This window comes from Actinomadura physcomitrii (genome assembly GCF_008923205.2).
GTDB classification, from domain to species: domain Bacteria; phylum Actinomycetota; class Actinomycetes; order Streptosporangiales; family Streptosporangiaceae; genus Spirillospora; species Spirillospora physcomitrii.
On record NZ_WBMS02000029.1, the window covers coordinates 96,589 to 118,163 of the forward strand.

Here is a 21,575-nt window from a genome sequence, read left to right on the forward strand (position 1 = left end):
CAGGCCATTGATTGGTAAGGTAAGCCTAACCTAAGATCACTCCCCGACACCCCCTGGACCACCTGGAAGGACACCGGCCCCATGCGCACACTGACGCGGCGTCTGGCCGCCACCGGCGCGCTCGTCCTCGGTCTCGCCCTGACCGCGGCATGCGGCGGCGACGACGAGCCGGCCAAGGCCTCCTCCGGCGGCGCGGCCGGATCGTTCCCGGTCACCGTCACCGACAAGCTCGGCACCGCCACCGTCAAGTCCGCGCCGAAGCGGATCGTCGCGCTCGGCGAGGTCGACCAGGACGCGCTCCTCGCGCTCGGCGTCCGGCCCGTCGGCATGGTCGAGCTCACCGGGATCCAGAAGGACGGCCTCGCGCCGTGGAGCGCGCCGAAGGTGACCGGCGGCAGGCCCGCGCTGCTCACGGCCGGCGACTCCGGCTTCGACCTGGAGAAGATCGCCGCGCTGCGGCCCGACCTGATCCTCGCCGCCGGCGACTTCACCATCGACAAGGAGTACGGCAAGCTCTCCAAGCTCGCGCCGACCGTCGCCTACCAGACCGGGCCCGCCGAGGACTCCTGGCAGCAGATCACCCGGCAGGTCGCCAAGGCCGTCGGCCGCTCCGCCGACGGCGAGAAGGTCGTCGCCGCGGCGGAGGCGAAGATCGCGTCGGTCAAGACCGCCCACCCCGAGCTGCAGGGCAAGGGCTTCGCGCTGACCAGCGTGTTCCCGAGCGGCAACATCGGCGTGATGAAGTCCAAGGACGACACCAGCGTGAAGCTGTTCGAGCAGTTCGGGATGGTGCTGCCGCCCAAGCTGAGCGGCCTGCCCGGCGACGGGTTCGCCGCGGAGCTGAGCATGGAGAAGCTGTCCGTGCTCGACACCGACGTCCTGCTGAGCTACTACAACGACGACCCGGCCACCCAGAAGAAGTTCGAGGGCAGCAAGCTGTTCTCCGGCCTGCCGGTCGTCGAGCGCGGCTCCTACGTGCGCCTCGACCTGAAGTCGTTCTGGCCGCTGCGCACCCCGACCGCGCTGTCCGTCCCGTACGTCGTCGACCAGGTCGTCCCGCAGATCGCCAAGGCGGCGGCCGCGGCGAAGGCGGCCTGATGCCGGACGACCGCACCGCGGAGCGGGCCGACCGGCGCGTCCGCGACGTCATCGGCATCGGGTTCGGCCCGTCCAACCTCGCGCTCGCCGTCGCGCTGGAGGAGGCGCACCCGTCGGCGGACGCGGTGTTCTTCGAGAAGCAGCCCGCGTTCGGCTGGCACCGCGGCATGCTCATCGACGGCGCGACGATGCAGGTCCACTTCCTCAAGGACCTGGTGACGCTGCGGAACCCGGCCAGCCCCTACTCGTTCCTGTCCTACCTGCACGCCAAGGGCCGCCTCGTCGACTTCGTCAACCACAAGACGATGTTCCCGACGCGGGTGGAGTTCCACGACTACCTCGAATGGACCGCGGCGGCGTTCGCCGGGCGCGTCCGGTACGGGGCGGAGGTCGTCGCGCTGCGTGAGCACGACGCCGGGACGCTGGAGGTCGTCGTCCGCCGCGCCGACGAGCTGGAGACGCACCTCGCCCGCAACGTCGTGATCGGCGCCGGCCTCGACCCGGTGCTGCCGGAGGGCGTCCGGGCGGGGGAGCGGATCTGGCACACCGAGGACCTGCTGACCCGGCTGGACGAGCGCCCCGGCTGGCGGCCGCGGCGGCTCGTCGTCGTCGGCGCCGGGCAGAGCGCGGCCGAGGCCGTCGAGCACCTGCACCGGACGCACCCGGCGGCGGAGGTCTGCGCGGTCTTCGCCCGCTACGGCTACTCGCCCGCCGACGACAGCGCGTTCGCCAACCGGATCTTCGACCCCGCCGCCGTGGACCACTACTACGCGGCGCCGGACGAGGTGAAGGAGATGCTGTTCGGCTACTCCCGCAACACCAACTACTCCGTCGTGGACCTCGACCTCATCGACGAGCTGTACCGGCGCGCGTACGCCGAGAAGGTGGCCGGCGCGGAGCGGCTGCGGATCCTCAACGTCTCCCGCGTCCTCGACGTCCGCGAGGACGCCGGGTGCGTGCGGGTGCGGGTCGCGTTCCTGCCCACCGGCGAGACGACGGACCTGGACGCCGACGCCGTCGTCTACGCCACCGGCTACCGCGAGCGCGACCCGTTCGACCTGCTCGGCGAGGCCGGCGCCCGGTGCCGGACGCGCCCGGACGGCCGGCCGGTCGTGGAGCGCGACTACCGCATCGCCACCGAGCCCGGCCGCGCGTGGGGCGTCTACCTGCAAGGAGCCACCGAGCACAGCCACGGCATCGCCTCGTCGCTGCTGTCGATGACGGCGGTGCGCACCGGAGAGATCGTCCAGTCCATCGCGCGGCGCTCGGCGCGCCTCGCGAGCGTCCCGCAGGAGGCGTGATGACCAACCCGTTCGACGACCCCGACGGCGTGTTCGTCGTCCTGGTCAACGCCGAGGGCCAGCACTCGCTGTGGCCGGAGTTCGCCGGCGTTCCGTCCGGCTGGACCACGGTGTTCGGACCCGGCGCCCGGGACGACTGCCTGGCCTACATCACCGAGCACTGGACGGACCTGCGTCCGCGGAGCCTCACCGCGTGACGCGGCGACCCGAGGGCGGGCCCGGGGGTGGGCCCGCCCTCGATCCGCCGGCGGCGGGCCGGCGGAGTGCGCGCGGTGCGCGTCAGTCCGCCGGCTTCGGCAGCGACGGGCGGGCCGCGAAGAACTCGCCGATCAGCTTGCTGGCGTAGTCGGGCCATTCGTGGCCGCCCTGCTGCTTGGTGCACAGCGCGACCTCGACGGGCCCCGGCCCGGTGCCCACGCAGCCTTCGGGGCCGTCCGGCACGGGCCACGAGAGGGCGGGCAGTTTGTCCACCCATCTCCAGAATTCCATGAGTAATTGCACGCCGATGAACGGGAAATGCACGTCGGCGTCCATGTTCCCGCCGCCGGTATAGGGAACGGACGGATCCCACGTCCCGTGGAAGGCCAGTACCGACACGGGCCGTTTCGGCGTGCAGCCGATGGCGAGCGCGCCGGACACCACGGCGATCCCGGCGACCCTGTCGGCCCGCTCGCACGCGTACCGGTAGGCCATGCCGCCGCCGTTGGAGAAGCCGGTCATGAACACCCGGCGGCCGTCGGCGACGCCCTGGTCCACCAGGGTGTCGATGAGCTTGTCGAGGAAGCCGACGTCGTCGACGCCCGCCCAGCGGGCGAACCAGCAGCAGGCGCCGGCGTTCCAGGTGCCGAGCAGCCCGTCGGGGTAGGCGACGGCGTAGCCGTCCTGGTCGGCGACCTTGTCCAGGCCGCTCTGGTTCTCCACGTACGCGGCGTCGTTCAGGCCGCCGTGCAGCGCGACGATCAGCGGGAGGCGCGCGCCGGGCTTCGTGCCCGGCGGCAGATGCAGCAGGTAGGGGCGGTTCCAGTCGCCCATGGCGATGGAGTGCTCGGTCGTTCCGGGAGCGTCCTGTGCCGCTCCGGCGGGCAGGGGGTGGGCGACGAACGCGGCGAGCACCGCGGCCACGATCATCGCCGCCCGCACGGCGATCTTCATGAGGCGAATCAAACCCGCTCGCCGCGCCCGCGGCTACGCATCCGGGCGCACAAAAGATCACGGTCTTTTGTGCCCCCGGGGACAGCGGTCACGAAGCGCTACGACCCGGATCCGGAGCCGGCCTCCGCGGCCTCCGTGACCTCCGCGCCGTCGCCGCCCCGCGCCGCCTCCGCGTCCACCTCGGCCTGGTTGCGCTCCGCGCGCGCGAGGTCGCGGTGCCCGATGGCGAGGACGCCGATCCCGAGCACGATCGCGGCGGCGCCGATGGCGAACGGGACGTGGATGTTGGCGTGCTCGGCCAGCTTGCCGGCCGCGTAGGGGGCGAGACCGCCGCCGATGAAGCGGACGAACCCGTACGCGGCGGACGCGACCGGGCGCTCCACCGGCGCCACCATCATCACGGCCTGCGTCGTCACCGTGTTGTTCACGCCGATGAACACGCCCGCGACGATCACCGCGACGATCAGCGTGGCCTGCGAGTTCACGAAGATCGCGATGACCAGCACGTCGACGGCGAACAGCGCGAGGTTGAAGTACAGGGTGCGGGCGAGGCCGAGCCGGCGCTGCAGCCACGGCGCGCCGAACACCGCGAACACCGCGACGAGCAGGCCCCAGCCGGTGAACACCAGGCCGAGCCTCAGGGCGCTCAGGTGCATCGGGAACGGCGCGTAGCCGAGGACGGTGAAGAAGCCCCAGTTGTAGCAGAGCGCGGTCAGGCTCATCACCAGCAGGCCGCGGTGCCGCAGCGCCCTGATCGGGTCGGCGATCGAGGTCTTGCGCGCCGGTTTCGGCTGCGGCTTCACCAGCGTGATCGTCGCGATCAGCGCGATCGCCATCAGCACGGCGACGCCGTAGAACGGGCCGCGCCAGCTGATGTCGCCGAGCAGCCCGCCGAGCAGCGGTCCGACGGCGATGCCGAGGCCGAGCGCGGACTCGTAGGCGATGATCGCGCCGCCGAGCCCGCCGCTCGCGGACGCCACGATGACCGCCAGCGACGTCGCGATGAACAGCGCGTTCCCGAGGCCCCAGCCGGCCCGGAAGCCGATGATCCCGGAGATGCTGCCGGACGTCCCGGCGAGCGCGCTGAACACCACGATCAGCACCAGCCCGGCGATGAGCGTGCGCTTGGCGCCGATCCGGCTGGACACGAAACCGGTCACCAGCATCGCGACCGCGGTGACCACCAGGTAGCTGGTGAACAGCAGCGTGACCTGGCTGGGCGAGGCGTGCAGGTCCTCCGAGATCGCGGGCAGGATCGGGTCGACCAGGCCGATGCCCATGAACGACACCACGCACGCGAACGCCACGGCCCACACGGCCTTCGGCTGCTTGAAGGGGCTCTGCGCGCCCGCGGACGGCTGACTCATTCGCACTCTCCGGAAGCTGGTGGTTCGGGGACGCCGAGGGCGGCGCCGGCCAGCCGGTCCAGGGCCGGCAGGGCCGCGGCGATCGCCGCCCGGTCGGACGCGGGCAGCCCCGCCAGCAGCTCGGCCAGCCGCTTGGCCTGCCCCGCCCGCCGCAGCGCCAGGTCGGCGCGGCCGGCGTCGGTGAGGTGCACCGCGACGACCCGGCGGTCGCCGGCGGGCGCGCGGCGCTCGGCGAGCCCCTGCCGCTCCAGCCGGGACACCAGCTGCGTCATCGCCGGCTGCGTGACGCCCTCCAGCGCGGCCAGCTCCGTCACCCGGCACGGGCCGCGGCGCTCGAGCGAGGCCAGCGTCGACACGGCCGTCATGGACAAGTCGCGGGGCAAAGACAGCGAGCGCATGAGCGAGTAGAGGCGGCCGAGACCGGCCGCCAGCTCCAGCTCGTCGAGCGGGGGCCGCGCATCCATGTCCCGATATATATCACTTGCTTCTATAAGGCGCCTATAGGTTTGCCTGGCTAAGTTCTTGTGATCTGCCGGACAAGCGGCGATCCACCGGCCGGGACGTCCCGGCCGGTGGATCGGTTCGAGCGGTCAGCGCGGTGCGGCTCAGCTGAGCTGGGCCATCTCCTTCTCGATCGCCCTCTGGTGCGCCTCGGCGTCCTCGCGCGCCTTCCGGGGGCTCCAGCGCCCGCTCATGATGAAGATGAACGGGATGAACACGACCTGGCCGCCCAGCGCCACGTACCACCAGGTCTGCCACTGCCCGGGTCCGTCCTTGGCCGCCTTCTGCACCTCCGCGCCGTGCTCCTTGAGGATCTTCAGCTGCGGCTGCGCCTTCGCGACCGTCTGCAGGCCGGCGACGCCGACCTCCTTCGCCGCCCGCGCCTGCAGCTCCGGCGGCGCCTGCCCGGCCGGGTACTTGGAGAGCTCGGCGAAGATCTGCGGGTGCGCCGTCGTGATCGCCAGGGCCTGCTGCGCCTGCGCGGACGCCACCTTCACCTCGGTGCCGTGCTCCACGATCGGCGTCACCGAGTCCACCACGATCGGCACGAACAGCGCCGAGCACGCGATCACGATCCGCAGGATCCAGCCCCACACGGCCAGTCCCGTCGCGGTCGCCGCCGGGTTGTGCTTCTCGACCGTCTCGGTGAAGCCCGCCATCCACGGCGCGTACGCCAGGCCGCCGAAGACCCCGATCCCGACGAACAGCCAGGCGAAGTCGTAGTAGCCGGTCTTCGGCTCGGTCGCCCACGCGGCGAAGATCGCGGTGCAGACCACCGAGCCGATGCCGCCGATGAGCATCAGCGGCTTGCGGACCTTCAGCCGGTCGGAGATCAGGCCGGCCACCACCAGCGCGATCGCGTTCGCCGCCCAGTACCAGTTGCCGAGCGCGTTGGTGCGCTGCTCGCTGTAGCCGAACGTCGCGGAGAAGTAGACGACGAAGTTGCCGACCGCCGCGTAGTACAGCAGCAGGTAGACGCTGATCGCGAAGGCCGAGCCGAGGACGTCCAGCCGCATCATCTGCCGCCAGCTGCCCTTCAGCTGCGCCTCGGGGTCGATGCCCCGGGCCCGCGCCTCGACCAGCGCGCGGTCGCGCATGGACACCATGACCTGGTCGCGCAGCGCCGGGGACAGCTCGCGCAGCCCGAACAGCGCGATGACGAACACCACGAGCGCCGCGATGCCCGAGTAGGTCAGCTCGTCCTGCCAGCTGGAGCTGTCGAGCGTGTGGCTGGTCACCGTGGTGACCACGAGGCTGCCGATGACCGGGCCCATGGTCCAGTAGCCCATGGCGGTGGCGCGGCCGAGCTGCGGGGAGAAGTCGCGGATCAGCGCGGGGGTGGCGACGAGCACGATGCCCTCGATGAGGCTGAGCACCGCGAACAGCGCCAGGTACACGCCCTTGTTCGGGGAGTGCGGCAGCACGAGCACCATCACGCCCGCGACGAGCAGGCCGTACACGACGAGGTTCGCGCGCCCCCACCGGTCGGCGAGCCCGGCGAACAGCGAAGCGAACGCGCCGATCGCGTTGCCGACCACCGACAGCATGATGAAGTAGCCGAACGTCATGCGGTAGTGCTCCATGATGGAGGTCGCCACCGCGTACTGGATGTAGAGCAGGTAGTACAGGACGATCGTGGTGATCACCACGATGCCGAGGTACAGGTAGCGGCGTCCCGTCTCCGGGTAGTGCGGCAGGTCCCGCCGCCACAGCCGTGCCGCGAGGCCGGGCGGTGCGTCGGCGCCGGGCGCGACGCCGTCGTTGGTGGACGATGAAACGGACATGTCAGGGACTCCTCCGGGCGCTGGTCTCCCCCGAGAACCGGTCCTGGGTAGGGCGCGGGGCGGCGGCGAACGCGGCGGCGCGTTCCCGGTCGTCCGCCCGCGCCGTGCCGGGCGCCCCGTGCGGGGCGCCGCCGGCGATGGCGGGTGCCCCGTCGGCGCCGCCGCCGTGCGGGACGGCGGGGCCGACAGGGCCGAAGACCTCCTCCTGCTCGATGCTCGTTCGGGCCGGCCGGACGCCCTCGTCCGGCGCGGTGCCGATGCGGCCGCGCGCCCGGCCGCGGGCGGGCCGGGGGTCGGTCGTCGTCATCGGTCGGTCCTTCGGCCAGGGTGGCGAAGCTCACGCCGCTTCGCGTCGTGCGGCAAAAGTAATGCCGCCGACGGAGAATGGCAATGGGGATTCGGCTATTGCATACCAACTGGTCGGTATGGTGTCATCGGCGCACTACTGCCCGCCTGGTGGGGGCGCGACCCGGGGCCCTCCGGCCCTGGACGGCGAGGGTTCCCATCTCGCAATACTGCGCCATACCGACCGGACGGTACAAGGGTTGATCGGCGAGGAGGCGTGCATTGCGGGTATTCGAAGACGGCGACGTCCCGGGCCTGCCGCTGGACCGGTTCCGGCGCCACGTCGAACGCGTCCTCCCCGGCGTCCTGTGGCCGGCGGACGCCGGGCCGCTGCGCGCCCGCGTCGTCGCGGGCGGCCGCTCGAACCTGACCTACGAGGTGACCGACGGCACCCGCTCCTGGATCGTCCGGCGCCCGCCGCTCGGCCACGTCCTCGCGACGGCGCACGACATGGCCCGCGAGCACCGGGTCATGACCGCGCTGGCCGGCACGTCCGTCCCCGTTCCCGAGACGTACCTGCTCTGCGAGGACCCGGACGTGCTCGGAGCGCCGTTCTACGTGATGGAGATGGTCGAGGGGACCCCCTACCGGAGCGCGGACGAGCTCGTCCCGCTCGGCGCCGAGCGGGTCGCGGCGATCGCCGGACGGATGATCGACACCCTCGTCGACCTGCACCGCGTCGACCCCGCCGAGGTGGGGCTGGCCGATTTCGGGCGGCCGGAGGGGTTCCTCGAACGCCAGGTGCGCCGCTGGAAGAAGCAGCTCGACGCCTCCCGCAGCCGGGACCTGGACGGCGCCGACGAGCTGCACGCGCTGCTGGCGGCGAACGTCCCGCCCGGGTCCGCTCCGGCGATCGTGCACGGCGACTACCGGCTCGACAACCTCCTCGTCGGCGCGGACGACCGGGTCGCGGCCGTCCTGGACTGGGAGATGGCGACGCTCGGCGACCCGCTGACCGACCTCGCGCTCCTGCTCGTCTACATGAGACGGACGGCGCCCGTCCCGGGGCGGCCCGAGGCGACGCACGCGCCGGGCTTCCCCGCGCCTGACGAGGTGGTGGCCCGGTACGCCGAGCGCAGCGGCCGCGACCTGTCGGCGATCGGGTTCTACGTCGGGCTGGCCTGCTTCAAGCTCGCGGTGATCTCCGAGGGCATCCACTACCGCCACCTGCGGGGGCAGACCGTGGGGGAGGGGTTCGGCGGCATCGGCGACGCCGTCGAGCCGCTGCTGCGCTCCGGCATCGCCGCGCTCGAGGAAGCCTGAGCCGCCGGGCCCTCGCGTTGCATACCAACCGGTCGGTATGTTGTCATCATGGCGTCCACGGAGCGGGCGCGCACCCGGCGGAGGAGGTAACGCGATGAGGACGTTCCACGGCATCGACGAGTACGAGAAGGCCGTCGGCACCCATCTCGGCCACAGCGAGTGGCACACGGTCACCCAGGAGCAGGTGGACGGGTTCGCCGACGCGACCGGCGACCACCAGTGGATCCACGTCGACCCCGAGCGCGCGAAGGACGGCCCGTTCGGCGGCACGATCGCGCATGGCTACCTCACCGTGTCGCTGATCCCCAGGCTGATGTCGGAGATCTCCCGGGTCGAGGGCCTGACGATGGGCATCAACTACGGCTCGGACAAGGTCCGGTTCCCCGCGCCCGTCCCCGTCGGGTCGCGGGTGCGCGCCGGCGCGGAGCTCGTCGCACTGGACCGCACCGCGCAGGGCGCGCGGGCCAAGGTCCGGGTGACGATCGAGCGCGAGGGCGGCGACAAGCCCGTCTGCGTCGCCGAGGTCCTGTCCGTGCTGGTCGCCTGACCGCCCCCGCATCCACCCCCGGAGACACCGCCATGATCCCCAGCACCATGCAGGACTTCCCCCTGTCGGTCGCCGCGATCCTGCGGCACGGCCGCCGCGTCTACGGGCGCAGCGAGTGCGTGACGTGGACCGGCGGCGGCGAGCCGCGCCGCGCGACGTTCGCGCAGATCGCCGACAACGCCGAGCGCCTCGCCGCCGCGCTGCAGCGGCTCGGTGTCCGGCAGGGCGGCCGCGTGGCGACCTTCTGCTGGAACGACCAGGAGCACCTGGAGGCCTACTTCGCGGTGCCCGCCATGGGCGCCGTCCTGCACACCCTCAACATCCGGCTGTTCCCCGAGCAGCTCGCCCACATCATCAACCACGCCGACGACCAGGTGATCATCGTCGACGACAGCCTCGTGCCGCTGCTCGCCCGGGTGGTGGACGAGCTGCCCGCCGTCGAGGCGTTCGTCATCGTCGGCGACGGCGACGGCGCGCCGCTCGAGGCCAACCGCAACGGCGCCCCCGTCCTGCGGTACCACGAGCTGCTCGCCGCCGAGGAGCCCGGCTACGAGTGGCCCGAGGTGGACGAGCGGTCCGCCGCGTCCATGTGCTACACCAGCGGCACCACCGGCGACCCGAAGGGCGTCGTCTACTCGCACCGCTCGACGTTCCTGCACGCCATGGCCGTGCAGTCGGCGTCGCTGGTCGGCATCACCGAGGCCGACCGGGTGCTGACGATCGTCCCGATGTTCCACGTCAACGCCTGGGGCCTGCCGTACGGGGCGTTCCTGTCCGGCGCGACGCTGCACATGCCCGGACCGTTCATGCAGCCGCAGCACCTCACCGAGTTCGTCGCCCGGGAGCGCAGCACGCTCGCGTCCGCCGTCCCCACCATCTGGAACGGCATCCTCGCCTACGGCGAGGAGCACGAGCTGGACCTGTCGTCGCTGCGCGCCGGCACGTCCGGCGGCGCCGCCGCGCCCCGCTCGCTGCTGGAGGCGTTCGAGGAGCGGTACGGGCTGCGCATCATCCAGGGCTGGGGCATGACCGAGACCAGCCCGCTCGGCGGCATGGCGTTCCCGCCGCCGGAGGTGGAGCCCGGCACGCCGGAGGAGATGGACTGGCGGCTGAAGTCCGGCCGCGTCGCCGCCGGCGTGGAGATGCGCATCGTCGACGACGCGGGCCGCGAGCTGCCGTGGGACGGCGAGTCCGTCGGCGAGATCGAGGTCCGCGGCCCGTGGATCACCGGCTCCTACCACCGCGACCCCGCGCCGGAGAAGTTCGACGGCGGCTGGCTGCGCACCGGCGACATCGGCACGATCGACGACCGCGGCTTCTACCAGATCACCGACCGCGCCAAGGACGTCATCAAGTCGGGCGGCGAGTGGATCTCCTCGGTCGAGCTGGAGAACCACCTCATGGGCCACCCGGCGGTCGCCGAGGCCGCCGTCATCGGCATCCCCGACCCCCGCTGGGACGAGCGGCCGCTCGCCTGCGTGGTGCTCCGCCCGGACGCCACCGCGACCGCCGCCGAACTGGCCGACCACCTCGCCGGGAAGGTCGCCCGCTGGCAGGTCCCCGAGTACTGGACCTTCATGGACGAGATCCCGAAGACCACGGTCGGCAAGTTCGACAAGAAGCCCCTCCGCACCCGCCACCAGAGCAAGGACCTGAAGATCGAACACATCGACCGCTGACCATTCCTAGCGCCTTGTAGGCCCGGCTGAACACGCCGACGGAAGGCCAGACCCCAGCCCCCACACGGGCAGGCACGCGGAGCGAGTGCAGCGAGCGCAGCGGGCCTGCCCGGCGACGGAGGGGCCGTTTCGCGCGGAGCTCTTGCGGAGCGGGAAACAGCCTGTCAACCGTGACGGGGGGTTCCAGGGGGGGCGTCCCCCCTGGGAAACTCGCCCCCCTGGGTGATGCCGTTCAGGAACAGGTCGACGTAGTGCTCGGCGATGGTGCGGGTCTTGAGGCGGCCGCCGGGGTGGTACCAGGCGCCGATCTGGTGGACGGTGCCGAAGAAGAAGAGGACGGCGATGTCGGCGGGCATGCTCGTGCGGAAGGAGCCCTCGCGCTGGCCCTCCTCGACCAGGTCGCGGAACCGCTCCTGGTAGCGGCGCCGTTCCGCGCGGACGGCCTCGCGGCGGTCGCGGGACAGCAGGTGGGTGGAGCGGAAGAAGACGGTGAAGTCGTCGAGGTAGAGGAACGAGGTCTCCAGGACGTCGAGGGCGGCGGCGCGCAGCCGCTCCCCGGCGGGCCCGGGGCCGTCGGCGATCTGCTCGAGCCGGCGCATCTGCAGGCCGAGGAGCCGGTGGTAGATCTCGTAGAGGAGATCGTCCTTGGAGCCGAAGTAGTGGTACATGGCGCCCTTGGTGACGCCGGCGGCGTTGACGATCTCCTGGACCGAGGTGCCCTCGAAGCCCCGCTCGGCGAACAGCCGGGTGGCGACGGCGAGCAGCCGGTCGGGCAGGGGCACGTCGTCGGAGAGCCGCCCCACTGAGGCCTGTGTCAAGACTCCACCTCCGTCCGGGGCCGGGCCCCGCGCCGCAACGCCGTCGCCCCTGATCAGCCGTCAGCCTACCGGGCGGGAACCCGGTCCAAGAACGGCGGCCGCCGAGGCGGGGGGAATCCGGCTGTTGACGGCGCCGCCCCCCCGATTCTATCTTCAGGGAAATCCGACCAGTCGGTATGTGCAAATGGCCTCGGGGGAAGTCGAGCGTTATCGTCCGGCGAGATGAGGCGACATGTCCGGCGGCCCGTCCCAACCCTTGGAACTACGTGAGGTGACCGTCCGCTTCGGCGGGCTGGTCGCGCTGGAGAAGGTGTCGCTGTCGGCGCCGCCGGGCCGGGTCACGGGCGTGATCGGGCCGAACGGGGCGGGCAAGACGACGCTGTTCAACGTCGTGTGCGGGTTCGTCCGGCCGCGGTCGGGCGAGGTGCGCTGGCGCGGGCGCCCGCTCGTCCGGCACCGGCCGCACCGGCTGACCCGGCTCGGCATCGCCCGCACCCTGCAGGGGCTCGGGCTGTTCCCCGGCCTGACCGTGCTGGAGAACGTGATGGTCGGCGCGGACCGGCACGCGCGCGCCGGTCTGGTCTCCGGCCTGCTGGCGCTGCCGCGCGCCGACCGCGACGACGCGGCGCTGCGCGAGCGGGCCATGGCGCGGCTGGACGAGCTGGGCGTGGCGGGCGAGGCGGCCCGGCGGCCCGGCGAGCTGCCGTACGGCGCGCAGAAGCGGGTCGCGCTGGCCCGCGCGCTGGTCGCCGACCCTGACCTGCTGCTGCTCGACGAGCCGGCCGCGGGCCTGTCGGCCGCGGAGATCGAAGAGCTGGCCGCGCTGATCAGGGGCCTGCGCGGCGGCCCCGCCGTGGTCCTGGTCGAGCACCACATGGACCTGGTGATGGGCGTGTGCGACCAGGTCGTGGTGCTGGACTTCGGCCGGGTCATCGCGGCCGGACCGCCCGCCGAGGTCCGCGACGACCCGGCCGTCCTGGACGCCTACCTCGGCGAGGAGGTGCGCGATGCTTGAGGTCGCCGGCCTCACCGCCGGCTACGGCGCCGTCCGCGCGCTCGACGGGGTGGACCTCACGGTCGAGGAGGGCTCGCTCACCGCCGTGCTCGGCGCCAACGGCGCGGGCAAGACGACCCTGCTGCGCACCGTGTCCGGCCTGCTGCGGCCGCGCGCGGGCCGGATCGCGCTGGACGGCCGGGACCTCGCGCGGCTGCCCGTCGAGGAGATCGTCCGGCTCGGCGTGGCGCACGTGCCGCAGAGCGGCGGCGTCATCACCGAGCTGACCGTCGAGGAGAACCTGCGGCTCGGCGGGCTCTACCGGCGCGACCGCGGCGCGCTCGCCCGCCGGGTGGCGCAGATGTACGAGCTTTTCCCGCCGCTCGCGCCCCGCCGGTCCCGCGCCGCGGCGACGCTGTCCGGCGGCGAGCGGCAGATGCTGGCGCTGGCCCGGGCGCTCACCGGCGCGCCCCGGCTGCTGCTGGTGGACGAGCCGTCGCTCGGGCTGGCGCCGCGGGTCGTCGCCCGGCTCATGGCGGTGCTGCGCCGGCTGTGCGACGAGGACGGCCGCACGGTCCTGCTCGTCGAGCAGAACGCGCGCAGCGCCCTGTCGGTCGCCGACCGCGCGCTCGTGCTCGACCTCGGCACGGTCGTGGCGGACGAGCCCGCCGCCGTCCTCGCCGCCGACTCCCGGCTCCGCCACGCCTACCTGGGGTTCTGATGGTCCGCTTCGTCAATCTCACGCTCGCCGGGATCACCCAGGGCGCGGTGTTCGCGGCGGTCGCGCTGGCCCTCGTGCTGATCTGGCGCGCCACCCGCGTGGTGAACTTCGCGCAGGGCGGCATGCTGATGTTCACCACGTTCCTGGCCTGGACGGTCGTGCACGACGGCGGCTCGTACTGGCTGGCGCTCGGCGTCGCGCTCGCGTCCGGGCTGGTGATCGGCGCCGTCGCCGAGCGGGTGCTGGTGCGGCCGGTGGAGGGCGGCCCGCCGCTGAACGCGGTGATCGTCACGCTCGGGCTGTACGTCCTGCTGCAGGCGGCCGCGGGGATGATCTGGGGCGACACCCCGCACTCCTACCCGCCCGCGTTCACCATCAAGGGGCTCACGGCCGGCGGGACGCGGCTGCTGCTGTCGCCGTTCGACCTGTTCGTCATCGGCGCGGTCGCGCTGGTGATGGCGGCGCTGACCGTGCTGTTCGTGCGGACCGGTCTCGGGCTGAAGCTGCGGGCCGCGGCGTTCGCCCCGGAGATCGCCCGGCTGCAGGGGGTGCGGGTCGGCCGGATGCTCACCCTCGGCTGGGCGCTCGCCGCGCTCGTCGGGTCGCTCGCCGGGGTGCTGATCGCCCCGTCGGTGTTCGTCGGGCCGTCCCAGTTCGACGCGATGCTGGTGTTCGGGTTCACCGCCGCCGTCATCGGCGGGCTCGACAGCCCCGCCGGCGCCGTCGTCGGCGGGCTGCTGCTCGGCTGCGCGCTCAGCTACGTGTCCGGCTACATCAGCTCGGACCTGGTCACCTTCGGCGCGCTCGCCGCGCTGATCGCGGTGCTGATGGTCCGGCCGAACGGGCTGTTCGCCGCCCGCACCGGACGGAGGGTGTGACGCCATGGGAGCCTTCCGCCTCACGCTGGTGCGCCACCTCGCGGGCGCCGCGGCCGGCCTGGTCGCGCTGTACGTCCTGACGACGTCCGTCGGCCCGTACCGGGACCTGCAGATCGCGCAGGCCGCCTATCTCACCTGCGCGGTCGCGGGGCTGACCGTGCTGACCGGGCTCGGCGGGCAGATCTCCCTCGGGCACGGCGCGTTCATGGCGGTCGGCGCGTACACGGCCGCGCTGGTGTCCGCGCACTGGGGCTGGCCGCTGGCCGCGATGCTCGCCGCCGCGGCCGTCGTCACCGCCCTCGCCGGGGTGCTCGTCGGCGCGGTCGCCGCCCGGCTCGAGGGCCCCTACCTGGCCGGGGCCACCCTCGCGTTCGCCGTCGGGCTGCCCGGCCTGGCGAACTACTCCCACCTCACCGGCCTGCTCGGCGGCCAGAACGGGCTGACCGTCACCCCGCCCGTCCCGCCGGCCGCGCTCGGCGAGACGTTTCCGCTGGAGCGCTGGCAGGCGTGGATCGCCTGCGCCGGCGCGGTCATCACGCTGTTCCTGCTCGCCAACCTCACCGGCGGCCGGTTCGGGCGGACGCTGCGGGCCGGCCGCGACGACGAGATCGCCGCCGCGCTGTGCGGGCTGCGCGTCGCGCGGCTGCGGATCGCCGCGACGGTCGTGTCCGCGGCGTGCGCGGGCCTCGCCGGCGGGCTGCTGGCGGTCGTGGCGAGCCTCGCCGCGCCCGGCGCGTTCCCGCTCACCCTGTCGCTGCAGCTCATCGCGGCGGTCATCATCGGCGGGCTCGGCACCCTGCCGGGCGCGGTGTGGGGCGCGCTGATCCTGGTCTTCGTGCCGTCGTGGGCGTCCGACGCGGCCTCCTCGTCGGGGCTGTCGCACGACGTCGCCTCGAACCTGCCCCTCGCCATCTACGGCCTCGTCCTCATCGCGGTGACGCTGGCCTTCCCGCGCGGCCTCCAGGGCGGCCTGCGCGACATCGGCGGCGCCGCCCGGCGCCGCCTCCCGCCGTCCCTCCGGCGGTTCGCGCCGGGCGGCGGCGCACCGGGGGTCCCGGCAACGCACCGAGGAGGAGCAGATGAGCCGACCACCGACCAGGCGAGCGCCCCGGACCCGGACCCTGAGGGTGCGGGCGGTCGCGACGATGACGGCGGCGGTGCTGGCGGCCGCGGCGAGCGGCTGCGGCGGTAGCGGCGACGACAGCGGGTCGTCCGCTCCGGGCGTCACCGCCACCACCGTCACCATCGGCAGCCACCAGCCGCTCACCGGTCCCGCCGCGCCCGGCTACAGCGCGAACTCGGCGGCGTCCAAGGCGTTCTTCGACTACGTCAACGCCCACGGCGGCGTGCACGGCCGCAAGATCGTCTACAAGTACGTCGACGACGCCTACAACCCGACCCAGACCGTCAGTGTGGTGCAGAAGCTCGTCCTGCAGGACAAGGTCTTCGCCGTCTTCAACGGGCTGGGCACGCCCACGCACTCCAAGGTCGTCGACTACCTCAACGCCCAGCGCGTCCCGGACCTGTTCGTCGCGTCCGGGTGCGGCTGCTGGGACGAGCCGAAGAAGCACCCCCAGACGTTCGGCTGGCAGGTCGACTACATCCGCGAGGGCAAGATCCTCGGCGACCACATCCAGAAGACCTACCCCGGCAAGAAGGTCGCCTACTTCTACCAGAACGACGACTTCGGGCAGGACGGCGTCAAGGGCCTCGACAAGTACGTCCCGTCCGGACAGGTCGTGTCGCGGCAGAGCTACCAGCCGGGCGCGACCGACGTCAGCGCGCAGGTGCAGGCGATCGCGCAGGCGAAGGCGGACGTGGTCGTCCTGTTCAGCATCCCGACCTACACCGCGCTGTTCCGGCTCGCGGCCCTGAAGCTGGACTACAAGCCGACGTTCGTGGTCAGCAACGTCGGCTCCGACCCGATCACCCTCGACGGCCTGCTGGAGAGCTTCGCCAAGTCCGGCGGGACGAAGCTGCAGGGCAGCCCGCTGATCCAGGGCATGGTCACCGACGGGTACCTGTCGTCGCCGGGCGACGCGTCCAACAGCTGGATCCAGCTGTTCAGGAAGATCCACGACCAGTACATCCCGAAGCTGCCGTTCAACGGCAACATCGTGTACGGCATGTCCGCCGCCTACACCTTCGTCCAGGCGCTGCAGAACGCCGGGCGGAACCCGACCCGCAAGAGCCTCGTCGACGGCCTCGAGAAGACGAAGCTGACCGGCCCGGGCCTCATCCCGTTCGCGTTCAGCGCGCAGTCGCACGCCGGGTACACCGGCGCGCAGATCGGCGTGATCAAGGGCGACGTGGTCGTCCCGCAGGGGCAGCCGCTGACCACCGACGACGGCGACGGCCCCATCCAGCCGTACACCGCGCCGCAGCCGCAGGCGCCCGCGAGCGGCGTCCCGGCGGGGGGCTGACCGACCCCGCCGCCGTCTCCGCGCGGACCGCCCCCCGCGCGGGACGGCGGCGGGCCCTCACCAGTCGTCGAGGTCCGGGTGCTCGTCCCGGATCCGCTCCTCCAGGAAGCCGAGGTCGGAGCGGCGCCAGCCGATGACGCGCAGCAGGGAGATCTCGTCCTCGTCCAGCACGTCGATCCTGGCGCCGGCGTCCAGCAGGGCCCGGACGAGCGCGGGCGGGCCGTCCTCGAACACCACCACGTGCAGCGGCGTCCGCCCGCAGCCGTCGCGGGCCTCCAGGTCGAGGACGGGCAGCAGCCGGGGCAGCAGCGGCTCCCAGTCGAGCATCGGCAGCGCGTGCAGCAGCGTGCGGCCCCGCGCGTCGCGGACGCGGGGATCGACGCCGGCGTCCAGGAGGGCGAGCACGGCGGGGGTGTCGCCGTGCTGGACCCGCGCCAGCAGCTCGCGCCGCTGGGCGTCCAGCGCCTTCGGCAGGCGGCCGCCCGCCCGCCATGCCCGGTCGGCCGCCTCGCAGCCGCCGACCGCGCCGCCCAGCGCGAGCAGCGCCCGCTCGCGCCGCCGCTCGCCGTCGCCGTGCGGGACGCGCAGCTCGCCGTCGCGGAAGGCGACCTCGTGCCATTCGCCGCGGCACCGGATCCGGACCGGGCCGGGCAGGTCCGGCCCGGGCGGGCCGCCGGGGCCGGTGAACGCGCGGGCCGGCGCGAGCGCCTCGCGGACGAGCGGATGCAGCTCCTCGGCCGGGACGGCGCCGTGCCGCAGCGCCTCCACGTCCGGCGGCATCCGCCACGCCGCGTCGGCGAGCACCGGCGTCCCGTCGCCGAGGTCGGCCCGGGACGCCAGCTCCACGCCGAGCCCGCCGCCGGACAGGCGCAGGACGACGCCCACGTGCTGGTCCGCCGGGATCCAGAACGTCTCGCCGTGCCCGCGCTCCGCCAGCCGCCCGATCTCGTCCGCGAGCCGCGCGGGGGCCAGCGGCAGCCGGGCGAGCACGTCGACCGTCTCCACGACGCCGCCGCCGAGGTACTCCGCCAGCTCGACGCCCGACTCGTCGACGGCGATCCCCGCCGCGGCGCACGCGCCCGGCACGTCGCCGGCCTCGTGCAGCAGGACCGCCCACTCGGCGTGCGCGGCCGGGTCGTCCCGGCCGGGGTCGGCGGACGGCAGCAGGCCCGGCGGGCGGGGCGTTCCGTCCGGCTGCAGGAACGGCGCGCGCAGGGCGTCGCCGCCGCAGCGCTCCCGCAGCTCGCCGGCGTGCCGGACGTCCCACAGATGGCGGGCGGTGTCCCACTGGTGCCGCACGTTGTGCCACACCGACAGGTAGGGCAGGTCGGTGTTGAGGTACGGCCAGTCGTCGGTCGCGACGGCGCCGAACCGGAGGGTGAGCCGCTGCGGCCCGTGGACGAGCTGGCGCGGCGTCGTGACGTGCAGGGTGCGGCGGCGGTCGTCCGGGTCGGCGGACAGCACCAGGGCCTGGTCGGGGACCAGCGTCGTCCGGCCGCGGCCGGCCCGCGGCGCGTGCCACCGCAGCAGGTCGGGCGCCAGGTGCCGGAGGTCGTCCTCCAGGGCGGCGGCGACCTCGCCGCCGTGCTCGCGCGCGACGTCCGCGAGGTCGAAGGCGACGTCCACGTTCGCCGCCGCGCACGCCCCTCGCCAGTCGCCCGCGAGCCGCCGCTCGGTGGCCCGCTCGATCATCCAGCGGGGGACCGCGTAGCGGCGGATCCGCCGCAGCCGCGACGCCTCGTCCGGCCGGAACGCGCGCGGGGCCGCCCGCGTGCCGATCACCGTCACCGCGTCCCCCGTTCCCGCGCGCCGTGCCCCGCGGCCCGGCGCGGACCGAGGCTGGGGTGGCAAGGCCGGTCGGATTCGAACCGACGTCCTCCAGCCCGCTGTAAGGCGCGACGACCTCTGCGCTACGGCCTTGCCGCAGCGCAGCCTAGCGGCCCGGCGGGACGTCCGCCGCCGGATCAAGATCTTCCGCCGCCCTGGAACTGCGCGCCGCCCGAGGGTTGAACGCTCCTGACCGGGAAGGAAGCGGGCGAACGGGCCGTCCGGACGAACAGGGAGCGGGGATGGGCATCGTCTCGCCCGGATTCCACGGCAGGCGGCGGCAGGGGGACGTGAAACTGCCGCCCGGCCAGTACCTCACCGACGACTTCCCGGTCCTGTCCGCGGGGCCGACGCCCCGGATCGACCGGGACGAGTGGGAGTTCGTCGTCACCACCGAGACCGGCGACCGGCGCCGCTGGACCTGGCGGGAGTTCCGGGCGCTCCCGTCCGAGACGCCGACCGTCGACATCCACTGCGTGACCAAGTGGTCCAAGCTCGGCACCACCTGGACGGGCGTCTCCCTGGACACCCTCCTCGCGGACATGGACACGGCGGCCGACCACGCGCTCGCCCGGTCCTACGGCGGCTACACCACCAACCTGCCCCTGGAGGACCTGCTGGACGGGCGGGCGTGGCTGGCGTACCGCTTCGACGACGAGGACCTGCACCCCGAGCACGGCGGCCCGGTGCGGCTGCTCGTTCCGCACCTGTACTTCTGGAAGTCGGCCAAGTGGGTCCACGGCCTCGACCTGCTCACCCAGGACGAGCCCGGCTTCTGGGAGACGGCCGGCTACCACGACTACGGGGACCCATGGCTGGAACAGCGGTACCAGGGCGACTGACCCGGCTGGAGTGGCGGGTGGCGCGGCTCGCGGAGACCCGCGACGAGACGCCCACCGCGCGGACGCTCGTGCTGGACGTCCCCGGCTGGCCGGGCCACCTCGCGGGCCAGCACGTCGACGTCCGGCTCACCGCCGCCGACGGGTACAGCGCCCAGCGCAGCTACTCGCTCGCCGCCGCGGCGGACGGCGACCGCGTCGAGCTGACCGTGCAGAACGTCCCGGACGGCGAGGTCTCCCCGTACCTGACCGGGGTCTTCGCGGCGGGCGACCCGGTCGAGATCCGCGGACCGGTCGGCGGCTGGTTCGTGTGGCGGCCGGACGCCCCGGCGCCCGTCACGCTCGTCGCGGGCGGGGCCGGGGCGGCGCCGCTGATGGCGATGGTGCGGTCCCGGCGGGCGGCGGGATCGCGCGTCCCGTTCCGCCTGGTGTACTCCGTCCGCACGCCCGGCGACCGGTGGTACGCCGATGAGCTGCGGCGCCCCGACCCGGGCGTGGAGGTCTTCCCGCTGTACACGCGCGCCGCGCCGGACGGCTGGCCGAGGCCGCCGGGGCGGCTGGCGAAGGGTGACCTCGCCGCGTGGGCCTGGCCGCCGGAGTTCGACCCGGCCTGCTTCGTGTGCGGGCCCACCGGCTTCGTGGAGGCGGCGGCCGACCTGCTGGTCGCGCTGGGCCACGACCCCCGCCGGATCAAGACCGAGCGTTTCGGGCCGACGGGAGGCTGACATGGGACCGGACACGGGAGCGGGCGCGGGCACGCGAGCGGAGGCCGTCGTCTACGAGGACACCGGCGCTTACCAGGACGGCAACGCGCTCGCCGGGCCCCTGAGCGAGGTGTTCGGCGTGGACGTGACCAGGGCCGCGGTGCGGTGCACCGCGTGCGGCCTCGCGGGACCGCTGCCGCGCCTGCGCGTCTACACGCACGCGCCGGGCGCCGTCGCCCGGTGCCCGCGATGCGAGCACGTCGTCCTGCGGCTGGTCCTCGGGAACGGGACGGCCTGGCTCGACCTGCGCGGCACCGTCGGCCTCCGCGTCCCCCTCGCCTGACGCCCCGCGCGCCGGCCGCCCATCGACCTCACCGTAATGCCCAGGCGCGGGCGGTTCCCGGGTTCTTGCCGCGAAAAAGGCGGCGATCGACCACCCCCTCATGGTCGTCGTGAACGATCGTGGGGAGGATGATCGGTAGGGGGTGGTGCGATGGCAGAGGCGGGAGGAGCGGCGTGACCCGGTGCGAGGCGGCCCCGTCCGGTGCGCGCGAGGACGAGCGCGGGCGCGCGGCCGCGGCCGCGCGCGAGATCGCCGCGGGGCTGGCCGTACTGGCGGTGTACCTGGCCTTCACGCACGCGTTCGCCGGGGCGCGGGCCGTCAGCGACGCCCACGGCCGGTCGCTGCTGGCCCTGGAGCGGTGGGCGCACCTGGACGTCGGGCACCAGCTCAACGGCGTGCTCATCCGGCACGGGTGGCTCGGCGCGCTGGCCGCGTGGGAGTACGCGACGACGTACGTGCTCGCCACCTTCGGGTTCGTCGGCTACCTGTGGTGGCGGCGCAGCCCCGCCTACCCGTGGGCCCGCAACATGCTGATCTGGATCACCCTGATCGCGATCTGCTGCTTCGCGGCCTGGCCGTCGACGCCGCCGCGGCTGCTGCCCGGCGAGGGGTACACCGACATCATCGCGCTGCACCATCCGCCCGCCACCTGGGGCACCGGCGCGGTCTCGGCCGGCGCGAACCCGTACGCGGCGATGCCCAGCCTGCACATCGGCTGGGTGGCGTGGATCGGCGTCGCCGCCGTCCGCGCCCGCTGCGGCGCCGCCGTCGCCTGCCTGTGCGCCCTGCACCTGGTGGTCACCGGCCTGGTGATCGTCGCGACGGCCGCGCACTACGTGGTGGACATCCCGGGCGGGCTGCTGCTGGTCCCCGCCGCGGCGGGCGCGGAGGCGCTGCGCGCCCGGCTCGTCCGGGCCGGGGTCTTGAGGGGCCTGCTGCCGGGGCACGATCTCCGGGGGGAGGCGGAACCGGACGCGCCCTCCGCCCCGCC

General features: G+C 73.6%; 22 protein-coding genes and 1 tRNA gene. 15 read left to right on the plus strand and 8 right to left on the minus strand.

Going from position 1 to position 21,575, the window contains the following annotated elements:
* Window positions 1-81 precede the first annotated feature (81 nt).
* The 3 genes from F8568_RS30820 to F8568_RS30830 are packed head-to-tail and all read left to right on the plus strand — an operon-like array spanning window position 82 to window position 2,596.
* Window positions 82-1,098 carry an iron-siderophore ABC transporter substrate-binding protein gene (locus F8568_RS30820; RefSeq protein WP_151597195.1) on the plus strand — a complete coding sequence of 339 codons (1,017 nt, stop codon included), beginning with the start codon at window positions 82-84 and terminating at the stop codon, window positions 1,096-1,098.
* Window positions 1,098-2,399, plus strand: coding sequence for a lysine N(6)-hydroxylase/L-ornithine N(5)-oxygenase family protein (locus F8568_RS30825; RefSeq protein WP_151597196.1), 1,302 nt, complete (start codon window positions 1,098-1,100; stop codon window positions 2,397-2,399). Before F8568_RS30820 ends, F8568_RS30825 begins: the two co-directional genes overlap by 1 nt.
* A complete protein-coding gene (locus tag F8568_RS30830; RefSeq protein WP_202125555.1) occupies window positions 2,399-2,596 on the plus strand; it encodes an MbtH family protein in 198 nt (65 codons plus the stop codon). The genes F8568_RS30825 and F8568_RS30830 overlap by 1 nt, the downstream gene beginning before the upstream one ends.
* Window positions 2,597-2,678: 82 nt before the next feature.
* Here F8568_RS30830 and F8568_RS30835 read toward each other — a convergent pair whose 3' ends face one another.
* The 5 genes from F8568_RS30835 to F8568_RS30855 all read right to left on the minus strand — a co-directional run bounded on the left by F8568_RS30835 (window position 2,679) and on the right by F8568_RS30855 (window position 7,510).
* The gene (locus F8568_RS30835) at window positions 2,679-3,551 is read right to left on the minus strand and encodes an alpha/beta hydrolase family esterase (protein ID WP_151597198.1); all 873 of its coding nucleotides are present in this window, start codon (window positions 3,549-3,551) and stop codon (window positions 2,679-2,681) included.
* A gap of 98 nt (window positions 3,552-3,649) precedes the next feature.
* The gene (locus F8568_RS30840) at window positions 3,650-4,918 is read right to left on the minus strand and encodes an MFS transporter (protein WP_151597199.1); all 1,269 of its coding nucleotides are present in this window, start codon (window positions 4,916-4,918) and stop codon (window positions 3,650-3,652) included.
* A complete protein-coding gene (locus F8568_RS30845; RefSeq protein WP_151597200.1) occupies window positions 4,915-5,382 on the minus strand; it encodes a MarR family winged helix-turn-helix transcriptional regulator in 468 nt (155 codons plus the stop codon). Before F8568_RS30845 ends, F8568_RS30840 begins: the two co-directional genes overlap by 4 nt.
* Window positions 5,383-5,523: 141 nt before the next feature.
* Window positions 5,524-7,203 (minus strand): MFS transporter, encoded by a 1,680-nt coding sequence (locus tag F8568_RS30850; RefSeq protein ID WP_151597201.1) that lies wholly within the window; start codon window positions 7,201-7,203, stop codon window positions 5,524-5,526.
* 1 nt (window position 7,204) lies between these two features.
* Window positions 7,205-7,510 carry a hypothetical protein gene (locus F8568_RS30855; RefSeq protein WP_151597202.1) on the minus strand — a complete coding sequence of 102 codons (306 nt, stop codon included), beginning with the start codon at window positions 7,508-7,510 and terminating at the stop codon, window positions 7,205-7,207.
* Between the two features lie 260 nt (window positions 7,511-7,770).
* On the opposite strand from F8568_RS30855, the gene F8568_RS30860 reads away from it, so the two are divergent.
* The 3 genes from F8568_RS30860 to F8568_RS30870 all read left to right on the plus strand — a co-directional run bounded on the left by F8568_RS30860 (window position 7,771) and on the right by F8568_RS30870 (window position 11,037).
* Complete coding sequence (locus F8568_RS30860) at window positions 7,771-8,811, plus strand: phosphotransferase family protein (protein WP_151597203.1); 1,041 nt, start codon at window positions 7,771-7,773, stop codon at window positions 8,809-8,811.
* 94 nt (window positions 8,812-8,905) lie between these two features.
* Entirely contained in the window at window positions 8,906-9,358 is a 453-nt protein-coding gene (locus F8568_RS30865) for a MaoC family dehydratase (protein WP_151597204.1), read from the plus strand.
* 32 nt (window positions 9,359-9,390) lie between these two features.
* Window positions 9,391-11,037, plus strand: a complete 1,647-nt coding sequence (locus tag F8568_RS30870; protein WP_151597205.1) for a long-chain fatty acid--CoA ligase — start codon at window positions 9,391-9,393, stop codon at window positions 11,035-11,037.
* A gap of 164 nt (window positions 11,038-11,201) precedes the next feature.
* On the opposite strand, the gene F8568_RS30875 is transcribed toward F8568_RS30870, so the two are convergent.
* On the minus strand, window positions 11,202-11,855 hold the full coding sequence (locus F8568_RS30875; RefSeq protein ID WP_236009475.1) for a TetR/AcrR family transcriptional regulator: 654 nt from the start codon (window positions 11,853-11,855) through the stop codon (window positions 11,202-11,204).
* A gap of 256 nt (window positions 11,856-12,111) precedes the next feature.
* On the opposite strand from F8568_RS30875, the gene F8568_RS30880 reads away from it, so the two are divergent.
* The 5 genes from F8568_RS30880 to F8568_RS30900 are packed head-to-tail and all read left to right on the plus strand — an operon-like array spanning window position 12,112 to window position 16,871.
* Window positions 12,112-12,870, plus strand: a complete 759-nt coding sequence (locus tag F8568_RS30880; RefSeq protein WP_407924499.1) for an ABC transporter ATP-binding protein — start codon at window positions 12,112-12,114, stop codon at window positions 12,868-12,870.
* The gene (locus tag F8568_RS30885; RefSeq protein ID WP_151597208.1) at window positions 12,863-13,570 is read left to right on the plus strand and encodes an ABC transporter ATP-binding protein; all 708 of its coding nucleotides are present in this window, start codon (window positions 12,863-12,865) and stop codon (window positions 13,568-13,570) included. The genes F8568_RS30880 and F8568_RS30885 overlap by 8 nt, the downstream gene beginning before the upstream one ends.
* On the plus strand, window positions 13,570-14,448 hold the full coding sequence (locus F8568_RS30890) for a branched-chain amino acid ABC transporter permease (protein WP_151597209.1): 879 nt from the start codon (window positions 13,570-13,572) through the stop codon (window positions 14,446-14,448). The genes F8568_RS30885 and F8568_RS30890 overlap by 1 nt, the downstream gene beginning before the upstream one ends.
* Window positions 14,449-14,452: 4 nt before the next feature.
* A complete protein-coding gene (locus F8568_RS30895; protein WP_151597210.1) occupies window positions 14,453-15,640 on the plus strand; it encodes a branched-chain amino acid ABC transporter permease in 1,188 nt (395 codons plus the stop codon).
* A complete protein-coding gene (locus F8568_RS30900; RefSeq protein WP_151597211.1) occupies window positions 15,528-16,871 on the plus strand; it encodes an ABC transporter substrate-binding protein in 1,344 nt (447 codons plus the stop codon). The genes F8568_RS30895 and F8568_RS30900 overlap by 113 nt, the downstream gene beginning before the upstream one ends.
* 57 nt (window positions 16,872-16,928) lie before the next feature.
* Here the strand turns inward: F8568_RS30900 and F8568_RS30905 are convergent, their stop codons facing one another.
* Window positions 16,929-18,659, minus strand: a complete 1,731-nt coding sequence (locus F8568_RS30905) for an ankyrin repeat domain-containing protein (protein WP_202125556.1) — start codon at window positions 18,657-18,659, stop codon at window positions 16,929-16,931.
* Between the two features lie 57 nt (window positions 18,660-18,716).
* Window positions 18,717-18,791: transfer RNA gene (locus tag F8568_RS30910), tRNA-OTHER, on the minus strand.
* Window positions 18,792-18,940: 149 nt separating this feature from the next.
* Between F8568_RS30910 and F8568_RS30915 the strand changes: the two genes are divergently transcribed.
* The 4 genes from F8568_RS30915 to F8568_RS30930 form a co-directional block, all read left to right on the plus strand.
* Window positions 18,941-19,540 (plus strand): sulfite oxidase-like oxidoreductase, encoded by a 600-nt coding sequence (locus F8568_RS30915; RefSeq protein WP_151597212.1) that lies wholly within the window; start codon window positions 18,941-18,943, stop codon window positions 19,538-19,540.
* Between the two features lie 17 nt (window positions 19,541-19,557).
* On the plus strand, window positions 19,558-20,262 hold the full coding sequence (locus tag F8568_RS30920) for a ferredoxin reductase (RefSeq protein WP_328601102.1): 705 nt from the start codon (window positions 19,558-19,560) through the stop codon (window positions 20,260-20,262).
* Window position 20,263: 1 nt separating this feature from the next.
* The gene (locus F8568_RS30925) at window positions 20,264-20,584 is read left to right on the plus strand and encodes a DUF6510 family protein (RefSeq protein WP_236009481.1); all 321 of its coding nucleotides are present in this window, start codon (window positions 20,264-20,266) and stop codon (window positions 20,582-20,584) included.
* Window positions 20,585-20,757: 173 nt separating this feature from the next.
* Window positions 20,758-21,575, plus strand: an 818-nt coding sequence (locus F8568_RS30930) for a phosphatase PAP2 family protein (protein WP_160573813.1), incomplete at its 3' end; no start/stop codon positions are given.